Genomic DNA, 16,848 nt, shown 5'->3' with positions numbered 1-16,848 from the left:
TACGCCCCCGCCGCCCACCCGGCCGTGTTGGAGTACGACTCGTAGCTGTGGCGAGTGTCCCGGCCCCACGTCTCGCCCGTGAGCTGCTCGTACGCCCGGTCGGGTACGTAGAGCAGGGCCTCGGCCCGGGGCGGGGGGGGGGGGGGGGGGGGGGGGGGGGGGGGGGGGGGGGGGGGGGGGGGGGGGGGGGGGGGGGGGGGGGGCCGGGGCCGGCCCGGGGAACGGCCGGGGCCGGTCTCAGGCCGGTCCGAGGCTGGTCCGATGCCGGGCCGAAGCAGGTCCCAGGCCGGGCCGGGGGCGGTCCCAGGCAGGTCCCAGGCCGGGCCGATGCCGGGCCGATGCAGGTCCCAGGCCGGGCCGGGGGCGGTCCCAGGCAGGTCCCAGGCAGGTCCCAGGCAGGTCCCAGGCCGGGCCGATGCCGGGCCGGGGGCGGTCCGAAGCAGGTCCAAAGCAGGTCCCAGGCCGGGCCCAGGCCGGGCTGGGCTGGGCCCGGCCTGGTCCGGGGGCTGGTCCGGGGGCTGGTCCGGGGGCTGGTCCGGGGGCTGGTCCGGGGCCTGGTCCGGGGGCTGGTCCGGGCGCGGGCCGCGGCGAGGGCCGGCCCCCGCCGCGCGCCCGGCACCCGCCTCGGGGTGCCGGGCGGTGGCCGGTCAGGCCGTGCGGGCCTTCAGGGCTCGGCGGAGGTCGTCGAGCTGGTCGACGAGCTTGCGGTGGAGGGCCGGGGTCATCGGGGAGGTGGCGAGGTGCCGCTCCCCCAGGGTCAGGGCCTCCTGGTCGACCGCGTGGGCCGGGAAGGCGAAGCGGCCCGCCGCCTCGGCCATGGCGGGGCCCCTGCGGTCGGCGAGGGCGATGGCGTCGGAGTAGAAGCGGGGCACGTAGGCGCGGACGAGGTCGGCCTGCTCCGGCTGCCAGAAGCCCTGGGCGGTGGCGTTGAAGAGGTAGTTGGACAGGTCGTCGGAGCCGAAGAGGGCCGTCCAGGCGGCGGCCTTCGCCTCCGGGGTGGGCAGGGCGGCGCGGCAGCGGGCGGCGCCCTCCTGGCCGGTGGCGCTGGGGTCGCGCTCCAGTTCGGCGGCGATGGCGGGCTCGTCGGTGGCGCCGAGGACGGCGAGCCGGGCGAGGATGCGCCAGCGCAGTTCGGGGTCGAGTTCGGGGCCGCCGTGGACGGTGCCCTCGTCAAGCCAGGAGGCGATCTTGTCGGGGGTGGTGACGCTGTCGATGTAGGCGCGGACGGCGGTGAGGCGCAGTCCGGGCGCGTCGCCGTCCTCGGTGCGGCGCAGCAGCGCGCGGGCGATCTCGCAGACGACGGCGAGGGCGGCGGGGCGCTCCTCCTCGGTGACGTAGCGGTCGGCGAGCTGGGTGCGGGCGAAGGCGAGGACGCCCTGGACGAGGGCGAGTTCGGTCTCCTCGGGGAGATGCGCGAGGGCGGTCTCCAGATAGGCGGCGGGGGCGAGTCCGCCGTCGCGGACCATGTCGCGCAGGGCGTTCCAGACGACGGCGCGGGTGAGCGGGTCGGGAATGCCGGAGAGGCCGCGCAGGGCGGTCTCCTCGGAGACCGGGTCGAAGCGGAGCTTGGTGTAGGTGAGGTCCTCGTCGTTGAGGACGACGAGGGCGGGGCGGGGTCCGGCGAGGTCGGCGGGCCCGGTCTGGGGGACGTCGAGTTCGCGGCGCTCGCGCAGGACGAGGCCGCCGGAGGGGTCGCGGTCGTAGATCCCGGCGCGGACGCGGTGGGGGCGGCTTCCGTCGTGGCCGACGGCGAGCTGCCAGTGGAGGCCCTCGCCGGTGACGGTGGGGGTGAGGGTGTCGACACCGGTGGTGCGCAGCCAGCGCTCGGCCCAGGCGTGGACGTCGCGGTCGGTGGCGGCGGCGAGGTTGTCGATGAAGTCGGCGAGGGTGGCGTTGCCGAACTTGTGCCGCTTGAAGTGGATGTTGATGCCGGCGAGGAAGTCCTTCTCGCCGAGCCAGGTGACGAGCTGGCGGAGGGCGGAGGCGCCCTTGGCGTAGGAGATGCCGTCGAAGTTGAGGAGCGCGGAGGCGGTGTCGGGGACGGACTCCGGGTCGGGGGCGACGGGGTGGGTGGAGGGCCGCTGGTCGGCCTCGTATCCCCAGGCCTTGCGGGTGACGCCGAAGTCGACCCAGGTGTCGGGGAAGAGGTCGGAGCAGGCTTCGTTGACGGTCTGGTAGCCCATGTACTCGGCGAAGGACTCGTTCAGCCAGATGTCGTCCCACCAGCGCAGGGTGACGAGGTCGCCGAACCACATGTGGGCCATCTCGTGGGCGATGACCATGGCGCGGGTCTGGCGTTCGGTGACGGTGACGGCGGAGCGGAAGACGAACTCGTCGCGGAAGGTGACGAGGCCGGGGTTCTCCATGGCGCCCGCGTTGAACTCGGGGACGAAGGCCTGGTCGTAGGAGTCGAAGGGGTACGGCTCCTCGAACTTCTCGTGGAAGCGGTCGAAGCAGGCCTTGGTGACGGCGAGGATCTCGTCGGCGTCGGCGGCGAGGTGGGAGGCGAGGGAGCGGCGGCAGTGGATGCCGAAGGGGAGGCCCGCGTGCTCGGTGCGGATGGAGTGCCAGGGTCCGGCGGCGACGCAGACGAAGTAGGTGGAGAGCGGCGGGGTGGCGGCGGCCCGCCAGCGTCCGTCGGGGCCCTGTCCGGTGACGCCGTTGGAGAGGACGGTCCAGCCATCGGGGGCGGTGACGGAGACCTCGAAGACGGCCTTCAGGTCGGGCTGGTCGAAGGCGGGGAAGACGCGCTGGACGTCCTCCATGAAGAGCTGGGTGTAGACGTACGTCTCGCCGTCGCTGGGGTCCGTGAACCGGTGCATGCCCTCGCCCGTACGGGAGTACCGCATGCTCGTGACGATCCGCAGGACGTGCTCGCCCTCGGTGAGGGCCAGCGGGAGCCGGTTGCCTTCGAGGGTGGTGACGTCGAGGGGCTCGTCGTCGAGGTGCGCGGAGTGCAGGGTCTCGGGCTTCAGCTCGACGAAGGTGTCCCCGGCGGCGCGGGCCGTGAAGCGGATGAGGCTCTGTGAGCCGAAGGTCTCGTCACCGGTGGTGAGGTCGAGGTCGACCTGGTAGTGCTGGACATCGAGGAGCTGGGCACGGGTCTGCGCTTCGTCGCGCGTCAGTACGGACATGGGCCCTATGCTGCCCGATGCCCGTGGCGTCGGGCAGGGGTGGGCGGAGCTTTCCCGCTCAGGCGAGTCCGGGGCCGTTCAGGTGGGCGGGCCTGGTGTCTCGCGGGGCGGTTCCGGGCGGTCGGCGGCCCGGGTAGGCCGTCGTCAGTCGTGCCGGTCATCGTCGGCCCGGATCGGTCGTCGGTGGTCCGGGTCGGTCAGCGGCGGTCCGGGTCGGTCAGCGGGTGCCGTCGGCGATCGTCTCGTGGTGGCGGATGACCTCGGCGATGATGAAGTTGAGGAGTTTCTCCGCGAAGGCGGGGTCCAGCTTGGCGCTCTCGGCCAGTTCGCGGAGCCGGGTGATCTGGCGTGCCTCGCGGGCGGGGTCGGCGGGCGGCAGCTGGTGACGGGCCTTGAGGACGCCGACCTGCTGGGTGCACTTGAAGCGCTCGGCGAGCATGTGGACGACGGCCGCGTCGATGTTGTCGATGCTCTCGCGCAGCCGGGTCAGCTCCGCGCGTACGGTCTCGTCGACCTGCTCGTCGGCCCGTCCGGACGCGCCGGTCGGCCGGTGCTGGGGGAAGTCGCTCATGAGGTCCGAGCCTAGCGGGAGGCCGGGAGGACGGTGGGCGGGTGTTCGGAATCCGGGACACGGTCGTTCCAGTCCCCGGGCGCGGGCCTGCCCTGCTGTTCGCGGAAGTGGACGGGGGCGGCGCCGACCCGGCGGGTGAAGAGCCGGGAGAAGTAGGCGGGGTCGTCGTAGCCGACGCGGCGGGCGATGGCGGCCACGGAGAGGTCGGTGCCCGCGAGGAGTTCCTTGGCGCGGCCGAGGCGGACGGTGAGCAGGTAGTCCTTGGGGCTGCGTCCGGCGGCGCGGCGGACGGCGGCGCGCAGTTCGGCGGTGGTCAGGCCGTGCCGGGCGGCGTGTCCCGCGACGGTGAGCGGTTCGAAGGCGTCGCGGGCGAGGGCGGTGAGGAGGGGGTCGGCGCCGGTGTCGGCGCGGGCGCGGCGCAGGGCGACGAGGAGTTCGTGGACGGCGGCGGCGGTCTCGACTTCCAGGAGGGGGTTGCCGGTGCGGGCGGCGCGGGCGATGCGGGAGACGACGGCGCGGGCGGGGGCGGCGTCGGAGAGGGGGACGACGGGCCGGTCGGGTTCGATGCAGCCGAGTTCGGTGTAGGTGGCGGTGGCGGGTCCCGTGAAGTCGACGAAGGCCTCGTCCCAGCCGGTGCCGGGGTCGGCGCCGTAGTGGTGGGGGACGCCGGGGGTGAGCCAGAGGAGGGCGGGGGCGGTGACGGGGGTGCGGTGTCCCTCGGCGGTGCGGTACCAGCCGCCGCCCGCCGAGACGAGGACGGCCACATGGTGGTCGAGGGTGCGGGGGCCGACGGGGGGCAGCGCGCCGTGCTGGAGTCCGACGCCGAGGCAGACGAGGCCGAGGCGGTGGTGGACGGGGCTCGGGGTGAGGTAGCGCATCCAGGTGTGGTACATGGCCGGGGTGCCTTCCGCGTCGTCGTCCGTTGTGTCCCGACGTCTTCACGAACGTCCAGTCTTCGACGATCTTTGTCCATGGACCGGTCCGCCGCCAAGCGGCGAGGGTGGCGCCATGAGCACGTTCGCTGTGGGTGACGAGGACTTTCTGCTCGACGGGCGGCCGGTACGGCTGCTGTCGGGGGCGCTGCACTACTTCCGGGTGCACGAGGAGCACTGGGGGCACCGGCTCGGGATGCTGCGCGCGATGGGCCTCAACTGTGTCGAGACGTACGTCCCCTGGAACCTGTACGCGCCGGAGCCGGGCCGGTACGGGGACGTGGCGGCGCTCGGCCGGTTCCTGGACGCGGTGCAGCGGGCCGGGATGTGGGCGATCGTGCGGCCGGGGCCGTACATCTGCGCCGAGTGGGAGAACGGCGGGCTTCCGCACTGGCTGACCGGTCCGCTGGGGCGCCGGGTGCGGACCTGCGATCCGGAGTTCCTCGGGCCGGTGGAGGACTGGTTCCGGCGGCTGCTGCCGCAGGTGGTGGAGCGGCAGATCGACCGGGGCGGTCCGGTGGTGCTCGTCCAGGTGGAGAACGAGTACGGGAGTTACGGCAGCGACCTGGCGTATCTGGAGTGGGTGGCGGAGCTGCTGCGGGACTGCGGGGTGAGCGTGCCGCTCTTCACCTCGGACGGGCCCGAGGACCACATGCTGACGGGCGGTTCGGTGCCGGGGGTGCTCGCGACGGCGAACTTCGGCGCGGGGGCCCGGGAGGGCTTCGCGACGCTGCGGCGGCACCAGCCGTCGGGGCCGTTGATGTGCATGGAGTTCTGGTGCGGCTGGTTCGACCACTGGGGTACGGAGCACACGGTCCGGGACGCGGTGGAGGCGGCCGGGGCGCTGCGGGAGGTCCTGGAGTGCGGGGCGTCGGTCAATGTGTACATGGCGCACGGCGGGACGAACCACGGGGGCTGGGCGGGTGCGAACCGGGACGGCGAGCTGCACGACGGGCCGCTGCGCCCCACGGTGACCTCCTACGACTACGACGCCCCGGTGGACGAGGCGGGGCGGCCGACGGAGAAGTTCCGGCTCTTCCGCGAGGTGCTCGCGCCGTACGCGCGGGGGCCGCTGCCGGAGCTGCCGGAGCCTCCGGCGCGGCTCGCGGCGGCGGTCGCCGGGCGGCTCGACGGCTGGGCTCCGCTGGAGGCGGTGCTCGAAGCGCTGGGCGACGAGGAGCGGGTGGCTCCGGTGCCGCCGACCTTCGAGGAGCTGGGCGTGGACCGGGGTCTCGTCCGCTACCGGGTCGCGGTGCCGGGGCCCCGGCAGCCGTATCCGCTGGGGGTGACGGGGCTGCGGGACCGGGCGCTGGTGTACGTCGACGGGGTCCCGGCGGGGGTCCTGGGCACGGCGGACGGTGAGGACGTGACCCTGGACGCGCCGGTGGCGGGGCCCGCGGTGGTGGACCTGTGGGTGGAGTCGCTGGGCCGGGTCAACTACGGGCCCCGGCTGGCGGAGCCGAAGGGCATCACCGGCGGGGTGCGCCACGAGCGGCAGTATCTGCACGGGTTCCGGGCGCGGGCGCTGCGGCTCGACGCCTTCGCGGCGGAGGCGGTCGACGGGGTGCCGTTCGGGGAGGTGCCGGGCGGCGAGGTCGCGGCGGGTGCGGGCCGGGGCCTGTACCGGGGGGTCCTGGAGGTCGCGGGGGCCGGTGACGCGTGGCTGCGGGTGCCGGGCGGGACCCGGGGCTTCGTCTGGGTGAACGGCCACTGCGCGGGCCGGTACTGGTCGGCGGGTCCGCAGGAGGCCCTGTTCCTGCCGGGCCCGGTCCTGCGGGAGGGCGCGAACGAGGTGTGGGTCCTGGAGCTGGAGGGGGACGGGGCGCCTTCGGTGGAGCTGGGGGTGCTCTGAGGCAGGGGGTCTTCCTTGCCGGGAATCGCCCCTGTACGCCCGTCCGGGCGCCCTCCCCGGCCGGAGACCGCCCCCGCGCGCCGGGCCGTTCACCCCTGTGCGCCGGGGCGCCGGGCTGTACGGGGGCGCCCCCGCTCCGGAACGTGCCGGGGGCGCGCCACGGGCGGGGCTGCCCGTACCGGAGGCGGGCCGGGGCGCGCACCCGGGCCGGAGAGGGGCCCGGCGTCCTCCCCGTACACCCGGTCCCCGTGCGTCCACGACAGGTCGGGGCTCGCCCGTACGCAGGGAGGTGCCCCGGAGCCGAGGCCGCTCCGGGGCACCCGTATCGGGGGGCGGTTACAGCGTGGCCGCGGCCGAGGTGATCGCGGCGGCGAAGGTCGAGACCTCCGTGTAGACGCCGGGGTAGCCGGGCCGCGCGCAGCCCTCGCCCCAGCTCACGATGCCGACCTGGACCCAGGCACCGGCGTTGTCCTTGCGGAACATCGGGCCGCCGGAGTCGCCCTGGCAGGTGTCGGTGCCGCCCTGGCTGTATCCGGCGCAGATCTCCTCGGTGGGGACGAGGTCGGAGCCGTACGCGGCCTGGCAGGAGGCGTCGGAGACGAAGGGCACGGTCGCCTTGAGCAGGTAGCGCTGCTGGGCGCCGCCCTCGACGGCGGCGCCCCAGCCCGCGATGGTGAAGGTGCCGCTGTTGTACGCGGTGGTGTCGGCGAGCTTCAGGGTGGAGACGCCGGTGAGGGGGCTGGCCAGCTTGATCAGCGCCCAGTCCTTGCCCTTGCCGGTGTAGCCGGGGGCCTGGAGGACCTTGGTCGACTTGACCTTGACGGCGCTGGCGCTCTGGAGGTCGACCACGCCGGAGGTGACGGTGATGCTGGTGTTGGCGCCGGAGCCGCTGACGCAGTGGGCGGCGGTGAGCACGACCTGCGGGGAGATCAGCGAGCCGCCGCAGCCCATCGAGAGCCGGACCATCCAGGGGAACTCGCCCTGGGCGGCGCGGGTGCCGCCGACGACGGGGGCGGGGGCGGCGGAGGCGGTGGTGGGCTGGAGGCTGACGGCCGCCAGGGCGACGGCGCCGGCCGCGGCCAGCTTCAGGAGTGCGCGGACCATGCGGTTCTGCTTCATGCGCCTGCCTTCTCTCATGGGGGGTGGACCTCCACGGGTGCTGACATGAGCCCGTCAAGGCATGTCCGGATTATGGACAGCACCCCACAAGGGCCACAAGGAAGCGTTTTCGGCCAGACCCGAGGACGGGACCGTACAGTGGGCGGAAGGGGGGAGCCGGTATGCCGCACCGTCAGGAGGGCGATCGTGTCGCCCACGGCTTTCCGCACCGCGCGGCGGTCGGAGCCTCGATCACCGCGCTCTACCGACGCCTCTCCCCCGACGGCGTCCACCGCTTCCCGGCGAGCGTGCCCGCCTTCGAGGTCGCCCTCGCCGACGACGAGGACCTGCACCTCGGCACCCAGCGGGTGGCCGGGGCACTCGTCCGGCATCTGCGGCTGCCCGAGGCGCGCCTGGTGGTGAGCTTCCGCCCGATGGAGCACGCGGCGGCCGTCGAACTCACGGCCGGACCCGAGTACTTCGTGGAGCTGAACGACCGCTTCCGGACCCGCCGCAGGGACATCGGCGCGGCCCTCGCCCACGAGATCGCCCACGTCCTGCTGCACCGGCTCGGCCTCGGCTTCCCCGGCACCGCCGAGAACGAGATCCTCACCGACGTCGCCACCACCTATCTGGGCGCGGGCTGGCTGCTGCTCGACGCCTACCGGCGCGACGGGGTGGAGAGCCAGAAGCTCGGCTACCTCACCCCGGAGGAGTTCGGCTACGTCCTCGCCAAGCGGGCCGAGGTCTTCGGCGAGGACCCCTCGCCCTGGTTCACCAGCGCGGTGGCCTACGAGGCGTGGACCCGGGGCCGGGCCGAGGCCGCCCGGGAGCGGACCGCGCCGCCGCTCGCCGGGGCGGGCTGGGCCGAGCACCGCCGGTACGTCTGGGAACGGCGGCGCGGCCGGGCCGGGGAGGGCGCCCCGTACGCCTTCCACGACGGCTCCCCCGCCACCGCCGTCTCCTTCGCCTGCCCGGTCTGCCGCCAGCGCCTGCGCATCCCCACGGGCCGGGCGCTGCGGGCCCGGTGCGGGGTGTGCGCGACGGTCCTGGACTGCGCGGGCTGACGGCAGGACGGGGCGCGGATCCGGCGGGGCCCGGTGAGCGAGCCTGGGGCACGCGGACCCCACCGCCGTACGCGTGCGGCGACCCGACGGGGCCCGGAAGGCGGGCCTGGGACACGCGGGCCCCACCCCCGCACGCGTGCGGCGACCCGACGGGGCCGGAAGACGAGCCTGGGACACGCGGACCCTTCCCCCGCACGCGTGCGGCGACCTGACGGGGCCCGGAGCACGGGCCTGGAGCAAGCGGGCTCCTCCCCCGTACGCGTGCGCCAACCCGACCGGCCCGGAAGGCGGGCCTAGGATGCGCGGACCCCTCCCCCGCACGCACACGCCGACCCGACGGGGCCCGGAGCGCGAGCCTGGGGCACGCGGGCCCCACCCCCGCCCGCGTGCGCCAACCCGACGGGCCCGGAAGGCGGGCCTGGGATGCGCGGACCCCACCCCCGCACACGCACGCCGACCCGGCGGGGCTCCAAGGGGCGGGCCCGAGCCCGTGGACCGGTCACCGGAGCCGCGTGCCGATGCGGAGCGTGCGAAGGCCGGGCCCGGTGTCCGCGGGCCGGGCTTCGGACCGGTGCGATTTGCGCCGGGAGCCGACGGCGGGTCAGGGTCGGCCCATGAGCACGCTGTTCGACGCCATCCGGGACGGGGACGAGGACGGGGCCGTACGCGCCCTGCGGGCCGGGGCGGACCCCGAGGGCCGGGAGGACGGCGAGAGCGCCCTGTACCGGGCGGCCGTCGGCGACGAGGCCGGGATCGTGCGCGTCCTGCTGGCCGCCGGGGCCGATCCCGGCCGGGGCAGCGGCGAGGACGAGGGGGACCTGCCGCTGTGCGGCGCGGCCTGCGGCGGACACGCGGAGGTGGCGCGGGCCCTGCTCTCGGCGGGCGCCGCGGCCGACCAGGAGGAGTCCTTCGGCTTCACCGCCCTCGCCTGGGCGCTGCGGCTCGGGCACGCCGACACCGTCCGGGTGCTCCTGGAACACGGGGCCGACCCGGACCGGCCGGGGCCCGACGGACTTCTCCCCCTCGTCGTCGCCGCCCGGCGCGGCTCCCCCGGCTGCGTACGGGCGCTCCTCGACCACGGGGCGGCGGCCCGGGAGGCCGGGTTGCGGGAGGCGCGGCGCTGGATCGGCGCGGACATCGCGGCCGAACTGCGGCGCGGCCTGCTCGCGGGCCACGGGGGCGAGACGTACGAGGCGGTGGTCCGGCGGGTACGGGAGGACGGCGGGGTCACGGTCGTCGTGGAGCTGCTGCGGGAGGACGGGGCGCCGGGGCGCGGTGACGACCGGGGCACCGGGCACGCGGCCGTCGCCACGCTCCTTGAGGCCTCGCTGGGGCGGGAGACCCCGCACGAGGAGCTGGCGGCGCGGGCGCTGCGCTGCGGGGACCCGGAGTTCGACGACTGGACGACGGCGGTGGCGGAGCTGGTGCGCCGGGCCGACGAGGAGACGTTCGTGACGGCCGCCGCCTGGTGCGCGTACCGCGATCCGCTGCGCCGGGCGCTCGGCGCGCGGGTCCTCGGCGCGCTGCCGGGCTTCGCGCAGAGCGCGGTCCCGGTGCTGCGGCGCCTGGCGACGGAGGCGACGGGCCCGGCGCGGGAACCGGCCCTCTCGGTGGCGACGGCCCTCGGCGTCTGCGCGGAGCCGTCGGCCGTGCCCGAACTCCTCGCGCTCGCCGGGCATCCCGATCCGGTGGTGCGCCGGTCGGTGGCGGGGGCGCTCGCCGGGATCGTGCCGGCCGGGCACGTCGAGGGGCTGGGGGTGCTGCTCGCGCTGAGCAGGGACGGGGACGCGCGGGTACGGGACTGGGCGACGCTCGCGCTCGCCGAACTCCCCGACGACACCCCGCTCGTCCGGGAGGGCCTCGCGGAGCGGCTCGACGACCCGGACCGGGAGACGGCGGCGGAGGCGGCCCGGGGTCTGGCGATCCGCCGGGACCCCCGCGCCGTCGACGCCCTGACCACCCTCCTGGCCGAGTCCGACCCGGAGACCCCACCCCGCGAGACGGCCCTCGCGGCCCTGGAGTACGTGGAGGACGTACGGGTGAGGACACGGCTGGAGTGGGTGCATCCTCGGCGGAGTTGAGAGGGCGGGCACCGGGGGAGGCAGGGGCGGCCCGGCAGCCGAGCCCCACCCGTACGCCCCCGTACGGACTCGCCCCCGTACGCCTCGCGCCCGCACACCTCACCCCCGGTCGCCTCCCAGTGCACCCCGCCTCTCCTACACCCCGCCCCTCCTACACCTCACCCCCCCCGTACACCTCACCCCCCTTACGCCTCACGCCCCCCACGCCTCACGCCCCGTACACCGGCTCCGGCCGTGTCGCCTCCTTCAGCAGGCGGCGGGCCGTCTCGCCCGCTTCCCCGGGGGTGCGGCGGGCGGGCCTGTCCTCCGTGGGGCCCGGGTGCCAGCCCTCCATGACGGTGAGGCGGCCGCCCTCCGCCTCGAAGACGCGGCCGGTCACGTTCTCGGAGGCGGCCGAGCCCAGCCACACCACCAGGGGGGACACGTCCTCCGGGAGGGCTTCCAGGCCGTCGAAGACCCGCTCGGTCATCCGGGTCCTCGCCGCCGGGGCGACCGCGTTGACCTGGACGCCGTACCGGGCCAGTTCCGCCGCCGCCACCAGGGTGAGGCCGACGATCGCCGCCTTGGCCGCCGCGTAGTTGCCCTGTCCCACGCTGCCGAGCAGCCCGGCGCCCGAGGTGGTGTGGACGATCCGGGCGACCGGGGTCCGGCCCGCCTTCGTCTCCGCCCGCCAGTGCGCGGCCGCGTACCGCAGCGGCAGGAAGTGGCCCTTGGCGTGGACCCGCATGACCGCGTCCCAGTCCTTCTCGTCGAGGTTCACCAGCATCCGATCGCGCAGGAAGCCCGCGTTGCTGACGAGGGTGTCGAGCCGGCCGTAGGCATCGAGGGCGGCCGTGACCAGGGAGGAGGCGCCCTCGGTGGTCGCGATGTCCCCACCGTGCGCGACGGCTTCGCCGCCCCGCGCCCTGATCTCCTCCACGACCTCCGCGGCCGGGCTGTCGGGGCCGGGGCGGCCGTCGAGTCCGACGCCCAGATCGTTGACGACGAGCCGGGCGCCCTCGGCCGCGAAGGCCAGCGCGTGGGCCCGGCCCAGCCCCCGCCCCGCCCCGGTCACCACGACGACCCTGCCCGCGCAGAGCCCCCCGGCCGCGCCCGTGCGCGTGCCCGGAGCCGCGCTCGTCCCCGTACCCGGCTCGTCGGTCATGTCGGTTCTCCCTTGTTCGCGGTCGAGGCGTCGAGGAAGGCGGGGCGTTCGCCGCCGCCGTGGACGAGGAGCGAGGCTCCCGAGACGTAGCCCGCCCGGTCGGAGGCGAGGAAGACGGCCGCCTCGCCGATCTCGTCCGGCGCGGCGAGGCGGCCGAGCGGTACGGTCCGGCCGACGGCGGCGATCCCGGCCGCGTCCCCGTAGTGCAGGGCGGAGAGTTCGGTCCTGACCATGCCGAGCACGAGTGTGTTGACCCGTACCTCGGGCGCCCATTCGACCGCCATCGAGCGGGCCAGGTTCTCCAGGCCCGCCTTGGCCGCGCCGTAGGCGGCGGTGCCCGGGGAGGGGCGGGTGCCGCTGACGCTGCCGATCATGACGATCGCGCCGCGCGCGGCCCGGAGCAGCGGGTGGGCGGCGAGGCTGACGGCGAGCGGGGCGGCGAGGTTCAGCGCGAGGACCCGCGCGTGACGCTCGGCCTCGCCTTCGCCGAGGAGGCGGTACGGCGTGCCGCCCGCGTTGTTGACGAGGACGTCGAGCCGCCCGTACCGCAGGGCGAAGGCGGTGAGGAACTCGCGCACCGCGGTGGGTTCCCGCAGGTCGAGCGGGTGGAAGTCGGCGGTGCGGCCCGCCGCTTCGACCGGCGCGGGCGGGGGTCTGCGGGCGCATACGGCGACCCTGGCCCCGGCCCGCAGAAAGGCGCGGGCGATACCGGCCCCGACGCCCCGGGTTCCACCGGTGACGAGCACGACCCTCCCGTCCAGCTCCATCGGCTGCTACCTTCCTCCTCAAGAGGTTACCTAACAAACGTTTGGTGGAAAGGTAGCTGATTCGCTCATGGGTGTCTGCACCTCGCGCCCCGCCCCGGGCGTCGCCCTCGTCACCGTCGACTTCCCACCCGTCAACGCCCTGCCCGTCGAAGGCTGGTACGCGCTCGCCGACGCCGTCCGCGCGGCCGGTCGCGACCCGGAGGTCCGCTGTGTCGTCCTGGCCGCCGAGGGCCGGGGCTTCAACGCGGGCGTCGACATCAAGGAGTTGCGGCGCGATCCCGGGCACACGGCCCTGATCGGCGCCAACAGCGGCTGCGCCGAGGCCTTCGCCGCCGTGTACGCCTGCGAGGTGCCGGTGGTCGCGGCGGTCGCCGGGCACTGTCTGGGCGGCGGGATCGGGCTCGTCGGCAACGCGGACGCGATCGTCGCCGCCGACGACGCCGTCTTCGGGCTGCCCGAGCTGGACCGGGGCGCGCTCGGCGCCGCCACCCATCTCGCCCGGCTCGTACCCCAGCATCTGATGCGGACGCTCTACTACACCTCCCGGACGGTGACCGCCGCCGAGCTGCGCGCGCACGGCTCGGTGTGGGAGGTGGTGCCCCGGCCCGCGCTGCTCGGCGCGGCGCTCGGTCTCGCCGGGGAGATCGCCGCCAAGGAGGGCACGCTGCTGCGGCTCGCGAAGGCGGCGCTCAACGGCATCGACCCGGTGGACGTACGGCGCAGCTACCGCTTCGAGCAGGGTTTCACCTTCGAGGCGGCACTCGGCGGGGTCGCGGCCCGGGTCCGTGACACCTTCGGAAAGGAGAACTCCCCGTGACCGACAAGACGATGACGCTGGAGCAGGTCGTCGGCCGGCTCCGCTCCGGCATGACGATCGGGATCGGCGGCTGGGGCTCACGGCGCAAGCCGATGGCGCTGGTGAGAGCGGTGCTCCGGTCCGAGATCACCGATCTGACGGTGGTCTCCTACGGTGGCCCCGACGTGGGCCTGCTCGCCGCCGCCGGGCGGATCGGACGGCTCGTCGCCCCGTTCGCCACCCTGGACTCCATCCCTCTCGAACCCCGTTTCCGGACCGCGCGCGAGCAGGGCACCCTCGCCCTCACGGAACTCGACGAGGCGATGTTCATGTGGGGCCTGCACGCCGCCGCCAACCGGCTGCCCTTCCTGCCGGTACGGGCGGGGCTCGGCTCCGACGTGATGCGGGTCAACCCGGAGCTGCGGACGGTCGTCTCCCCGTACGCGGACGGCGAGGAGTTCGTCGCCGTCCCCGCCCTGCGGCTCGACGCGGCCCTCGTCCACCTGAACCGCGCCGACCGGCTCGGCAACGGCCAGTACCTGGGCCCCGACCCGTACTTCGACGACCTGTTCTGCGAGGCCGCCGACACCGCGTACGTCTCCTGCGAGCGGCTCGTGGACCGCTTCGGGCCCGACACCGTGCCCCAGACCCTGCTTGTCGCCCGGCACAGCGTCACGGGTGTCGTCGAGGCCCCGAACGGGGCCCACTTCACCTCCTGCGTCCCCGACCACGCCCGTGACGAACCGTTCCAGCGGCTCTACGCCACCACCCCCTGGCCCGAGTTCGCCGCCCGCTTCCTCTCCGGCAAGAGCGAGGACGACTACCAGGCGGCCGTCCGCGCCTGGCACGCGGAACGAGCGGCCGAAGACGCGGGGCCCACCCGGCGGGACGAGCAGGCCGGGGACACCGGGCCCCTCGGCCGTGAGGAGGAGCAGCGGTGATCAGTCGAGCCGAGTACTGCGTGATCGCCTGTGCCGAGGCCTGGCGGGACGACGGCGAGGTGCTCGCCAGCCCGATGGGGCTCGTCCCCTCCCTCGGCGCCCGCCTCGCCCGCCGTACCTTCTCCCCCGACCTCCTCCTCACCGACGGAGAGGCCCTGCTTGTCGGCCCCGAAGGGGAGCCCGAGGGCTGGCTGCCGTACCGCAGACACCTCACCATGGTCACCGGCGGCAGGCGGCACGTGATGATGGGCGCCAGCCAGATCGACCGGTACGGCAATCAGAACATCTCCTGCGTCGGCGACTGGGAGCGGCCCACCCGCCAGCTCCTCGGGGTGCGCGGCGCTCCCGTCAACACCCTCAACCATCCGGTCAGTTACTGGATCCCCAAGCACTCGCCCCGGGTCTTCGTCAAGCGGGTCGACATGGTCTGCGGCGTCGGCTACGACCACGCCACCGGGCCCTACCACCGGCTTCCCCGGGTCGTCACCGACCTCGCCGTCCTCGACTTCGAGACCCCCGACCACCGGATGCGGCTGCTCTCCGTGCACCCCGGGGTCACCGTCGACGAGGTCCGCGCCGCCACCGGCTTCGACCTGCCGGCCGAGGACGAGGTCCCGTACACCCGGGAGCCCACCGCCGAGGAGCTGCGGCTGATCCGCGAGGTCCTCGACCCGCGCGGGCTGCGCGACCGGGAGGTTCCGCCCCGATGAGGACCGCCCTCACCGAACTGACCGGCGTCCGCCACCCCGTCGTGCAGACCGGGATGGGCTGGGTCGCCGGGCCCCGGCTCGTCTGCGCCACCGCCGAGGCGGGCGGGCTCGGCATCCTCGCCTCCGCCACCATGACCACGCGGGAGCTGCGCGCCGCCGTCCGCGAGGTGCGCTCCCGCACGGACCGGCCCTTCGGGGTCAATCTGCGCGCGGACGCGGGCGACGCGCGGGAACGGGTCCGGATCGTCGTCGAGGAGGGCGTACGGGTCGCCTCCTTCGCCCTCGCCCCCTCCCGCGAACTGATCGCCGTGCTCAAGGACGCGGGGGTCCTCGTGATCCCCTCCGTGGGCGCCCGGCGGCACGCCGAGAAGGTGGCGGAGTGGGGCGCGGACGCGGTCCTCGTCCAGGGCGGCGAGGGCGGCGGGCACACCGGCGAGGTCGCCACCAGCGTGCTGCTGCCGCAGGTGGCCGACGCGGTGGACATCCCGGTGATCGCGGCGGGCGGCTTCCGCGACGGGCGCGGGCTCGTCGCCGCACTCGCCCACGGGGCGGCGGGCATCGCCATGGGCACCCGCTTCCTGCTGACCTCCGACTCGACCGTGCCGGACGCGGTCAAGGCCCGCTATCTGGCCGCCACCGTCAAGGACGTCACCGTCACCACCGCCGTCGACGGGCTGCCGCACCGGATGCTGCGCACCGAACTCGTCGCCTCCCTGGAGAACGCCGGACGCGCCCGCACCCTGGCCCGTGCCGTACGGCGGGCGGCGGGCTTCCGGCGCCTGTCCGGGCTCTCCTGGCCCGCGATGATCCGCGAAGGACTGGCCCTGCGCCACGGCAAGGACCTCACCTGGAGCCAGCTCCTGCTCGCCGCGAACACCCCGATGCTGCTGCGGGCGTCCATGGTCGAGGGCCGCACGGACCTCGGCGTGATGGCCGCAGGACAGGTCGCGGGCGTGATCGACGACCTGCCGAGCTGCGCGGAACTGATCGACCGGATCATGCGGGAGGCGGACGAGGTACTGAGGGGGTTGCCGGTACCGGGGCCGGGGCCGGGGCCGGGGCCAGGGCCGGGGGTGCCGGGGTCAGGAGTGGAGGCGGGCTGAGGGCGGGGTGGGGGCGGATCCGGCGGGGCCGGACCTGGCGGGGGCCCTTGGAAGGCCGGACTTTACGGGGGCGGAACTGGCGGGGCCGGACCTCGTGGGGCCCTTGGAGGGCCGGGCTTTGCGGGGGCGGAACTGGCGGAGGCCGGACCTCGCGGGGCGCAACCCTGGTGGGGCCGGACCTCGCAGGGGGCCGCAACCCTGACAGGGGCGGAACCCTGACAGGCCGGACCCCGTAGGGCCCGTTCCAGCGTCGGCCACCCGTACCCCACCAGGACAGCCCGAGGGGCCCGGTGCGCTGATCGCGCGCCGGGCCCCTCGTGGTGCCGTTCCTGCGGAGCGGGGCCGCCGCCGGGCCGTACGGCCCGCCGGGCCTGCCCGTGCCGTCCGTACGGCCCGGCGGTTCGGGGGTCACCCCCGCCGTACGGCCGACGGTTCCGGGGCATCCCCGCCGTACGGCCCGACGGTTCGGGGTCACCCCCGCCATACGGCCGACGGTTCCGGGTCACCCCCGGCCATACGGCTCCTACGAGTCGCCGCCCTGGCGGGGGCGCGACGCGCGGCTGCCGCCGCCGGTTCCCCGGGAGCGGCCGGAGCCCGTGGACGGGCGTCCGCCTCGGCCCGTGCCGGTCGACGCGGGCGCGCCCCGGCCGGT

General features: G+C 75.4%; 13 protein-coding genes. 7 read left to right on the top strand and 6 right to left on the bottom strand.

Going from position 1 to position 16,848, the window contains the following annotated elements; all coding sequences use genetic code 11:
• Window positions 1-647: 647 nt before the first annotated feature.
• From pepN to BU197_RS19695, 3 genes are all read right to left on the bottom strand, one after another.
• Window positions 648-3,134 (bottom strand): aminopeptidase N, encoded by a 2,487-nt coding sequence (pepN, locus tag BU197_RS19705; RefSeq protein ID WP_188269600.1) that lies wholly within the window; start codon window positions 3,132-3,134, stop codon window positions 648-650.
• A 217-nt stretch (window positions 3,135-3,351) separates the two neighbouring features.
• Window positions 3,352-3,705, bottom strand: a complete 354-nt coding sequence (locus BU197_RS19700; protein ID WP_188269599.1) for a chorismate mutase — start codon at window positions 3,703-3,705, stop codon at window positions 3,352-3,354.
• 11 nt (window positions 3,706-3,716) lie between these two features.
• Complete coding sequence (locus tag BU197_RS19695) at window positions 3,717-4,598, bottom strand: helix-turn-helix domain-containing protein (protein ID WP_188269598.1); 882 nt, start codon at window positions 4,596-4,598, stop codon at window positions 3,717-3,719.
• Between the two features lie 115 nt (window positions 4,599-4,713).
• Between BU197_RS19695 and BU197_RS19690 the strand changes: the two genes are divergently transcribed.
• Window positions 4,714-6,489 (top strand): glycoside hydrolase family 35 protein, encoded by a 1,776-nt coding sequence (locus BU197_RS19690; protein WP_188269597.1) that lies wholly within the window; start codon window positions 4,714-4,716, stop codon window positions 6,487-6,489.
• Between the two features lie 336 nt (window positions 6,490-6,825).
• Here BU197_RS19690 and BU197_RS19685 read toward each other — a convergent pair whose 3' ends face one another.
• Window positions 6,826-7,608, bottom strand: coding sequence for a S1 family peptidase (locus BU197_RS19685; protein WP_188269596.1), 783 nt, complete (start codon window positions 7,606-7,608; stop codon window positions 6,826-6,828).
• A 161-nt stretch (window positions 7,609-7,769) separates the two neighbouring features.
• Here BU197_RS19685 and BU197_RS19680 point away from each other — a divergent pair, with 161 nt between their 5' ends.
• Both BU197_RS19680 and BU197_RS19675 read left to right on the top strand, forming a co-directional pair.
• Window positions 7,770-8,654: a hypothetical protein gene (locus tag BU197_RS19680; protein WP_188269595.1), complete on the top strand. Its 885-nt coding sequence runs from the start codon at window positions 7,770-7,772 to the stop codon at window positions 8,652-8,654.
• Window positions 8,655-9,268: 614 nt separating this feature from the next.
• Entirely contained in the window at window positions 9,269-10,735 is a 1,467-nt protein-coding gene (locus BU197_RS19675) for an ankyrin repeat domain-containing protein (protein WP_188269594.1), read from the top strand.
• A gap of 208 nt (window positions 10,736-10,943) precedes the next feature.
• Here the strand turns inward: BU197_RS19675 and BU197_RS19670 are convergent, their stop codons facing one another.
• On the bottom strand, window positions 10,944-11,879 hold the full coding sequence (locus tag BU197_RS19670; protein ID WP_188269593.1) for an SDR family oxidoreductase: 936 nt from the start codon (window positions 11,877-11,879) through the stop codon (window positions 10,944-10,946).
• The gene (locus BU197_RS19665) at window positions 11,876-12,646 is read right to left on the bottom strand and encodes an SDR family oxidoreductase (protein ID WP_188269592.1); all 771 of its coding nucleotides are present in this window, start codon (window positions 12,644-12,646) and stop codon (window positions 11,876-11,878) included. Before BU197_RS19665 ends, BU197_RS19670 begins: the two co-directional genes overlap by 4 nt.
• Before the next feature lie 67 nt (window positions 12,647-12,713).
• On the opposite strand from BU197_RS19665, the gene BU197_RS19660 reads away from it, so the two are divergent.
• The 4 genes from BU197_RS19660 to BU197_RS19645 are packed head-to-tail and all read left to right on the top strand — an operon-like array spanning window position 12,714 to window position 16,196.
• Complete coding sequence (locus tag BU197_RS19660; RefSeq protein ID WP_188269591.1) at window positions 12,714-13,463, top strand: enoyl-CoA hydratase family protein; 750 nt, start codon at window positions 12,714-12,716, stop codon at window positions 13,461-13,463.
• Window positions 13,460-14,383, top strand: coding sequence for a CoA transferase subunit A (locus tag BU197_RS19655; RefSeq protein WP_317452337.1), 924 nt, complete (start codon window positions 13,460-13,462; stop codon window positions 14,381-14,383). The genes BU197_RS19660 and BU197_RS19655 overlap by 4 nt, the downstream gene beginning before the upstream one ends.
• Complete coding sequence (locus BU197_RS19650; RefSeq protein ID WP_188269590.1) at window positions 14,380-15,093, top strand: CoA-transferase subunit beta; 714 nt, start codon at window positions 14,380-14,382, stop codon at window positions 15,091-15,093. Before BU197_RS19655 ends, BU197_RS19650 begins: the two co-directional genes overlap by 4 nt.
• Entirely contained in the window at window positions 15,090-16,196 is a 1,107-nt protein-coding gene (locus tag BU197_RS19645; protein WP_188269589.1) for an NAD(P)H-dependent flavin oxidoreductase, read from the top strand. Before BU197_RS19650 ends, BU197_RS19645 begins: the two co-directional genes overlap by 4 nt.
• The last annotated feature ends 652 nt before the right edge of the window (window positions 16,197-16,848 follow it).

This window comes from Streptomyces sp. CBMA291 (assembly GCF_014596525.1).
Lineage (GTDB): Bacteria > Actinomycetota > Actinomycetes > Streptomycetales > Streptomycetaceae > Streptomyces.
The sequence above is the reverse complement of the archived record's forward strand: the minus strand, read 5'-3'. Positions and strand labels throughout refer to the sequence as shown.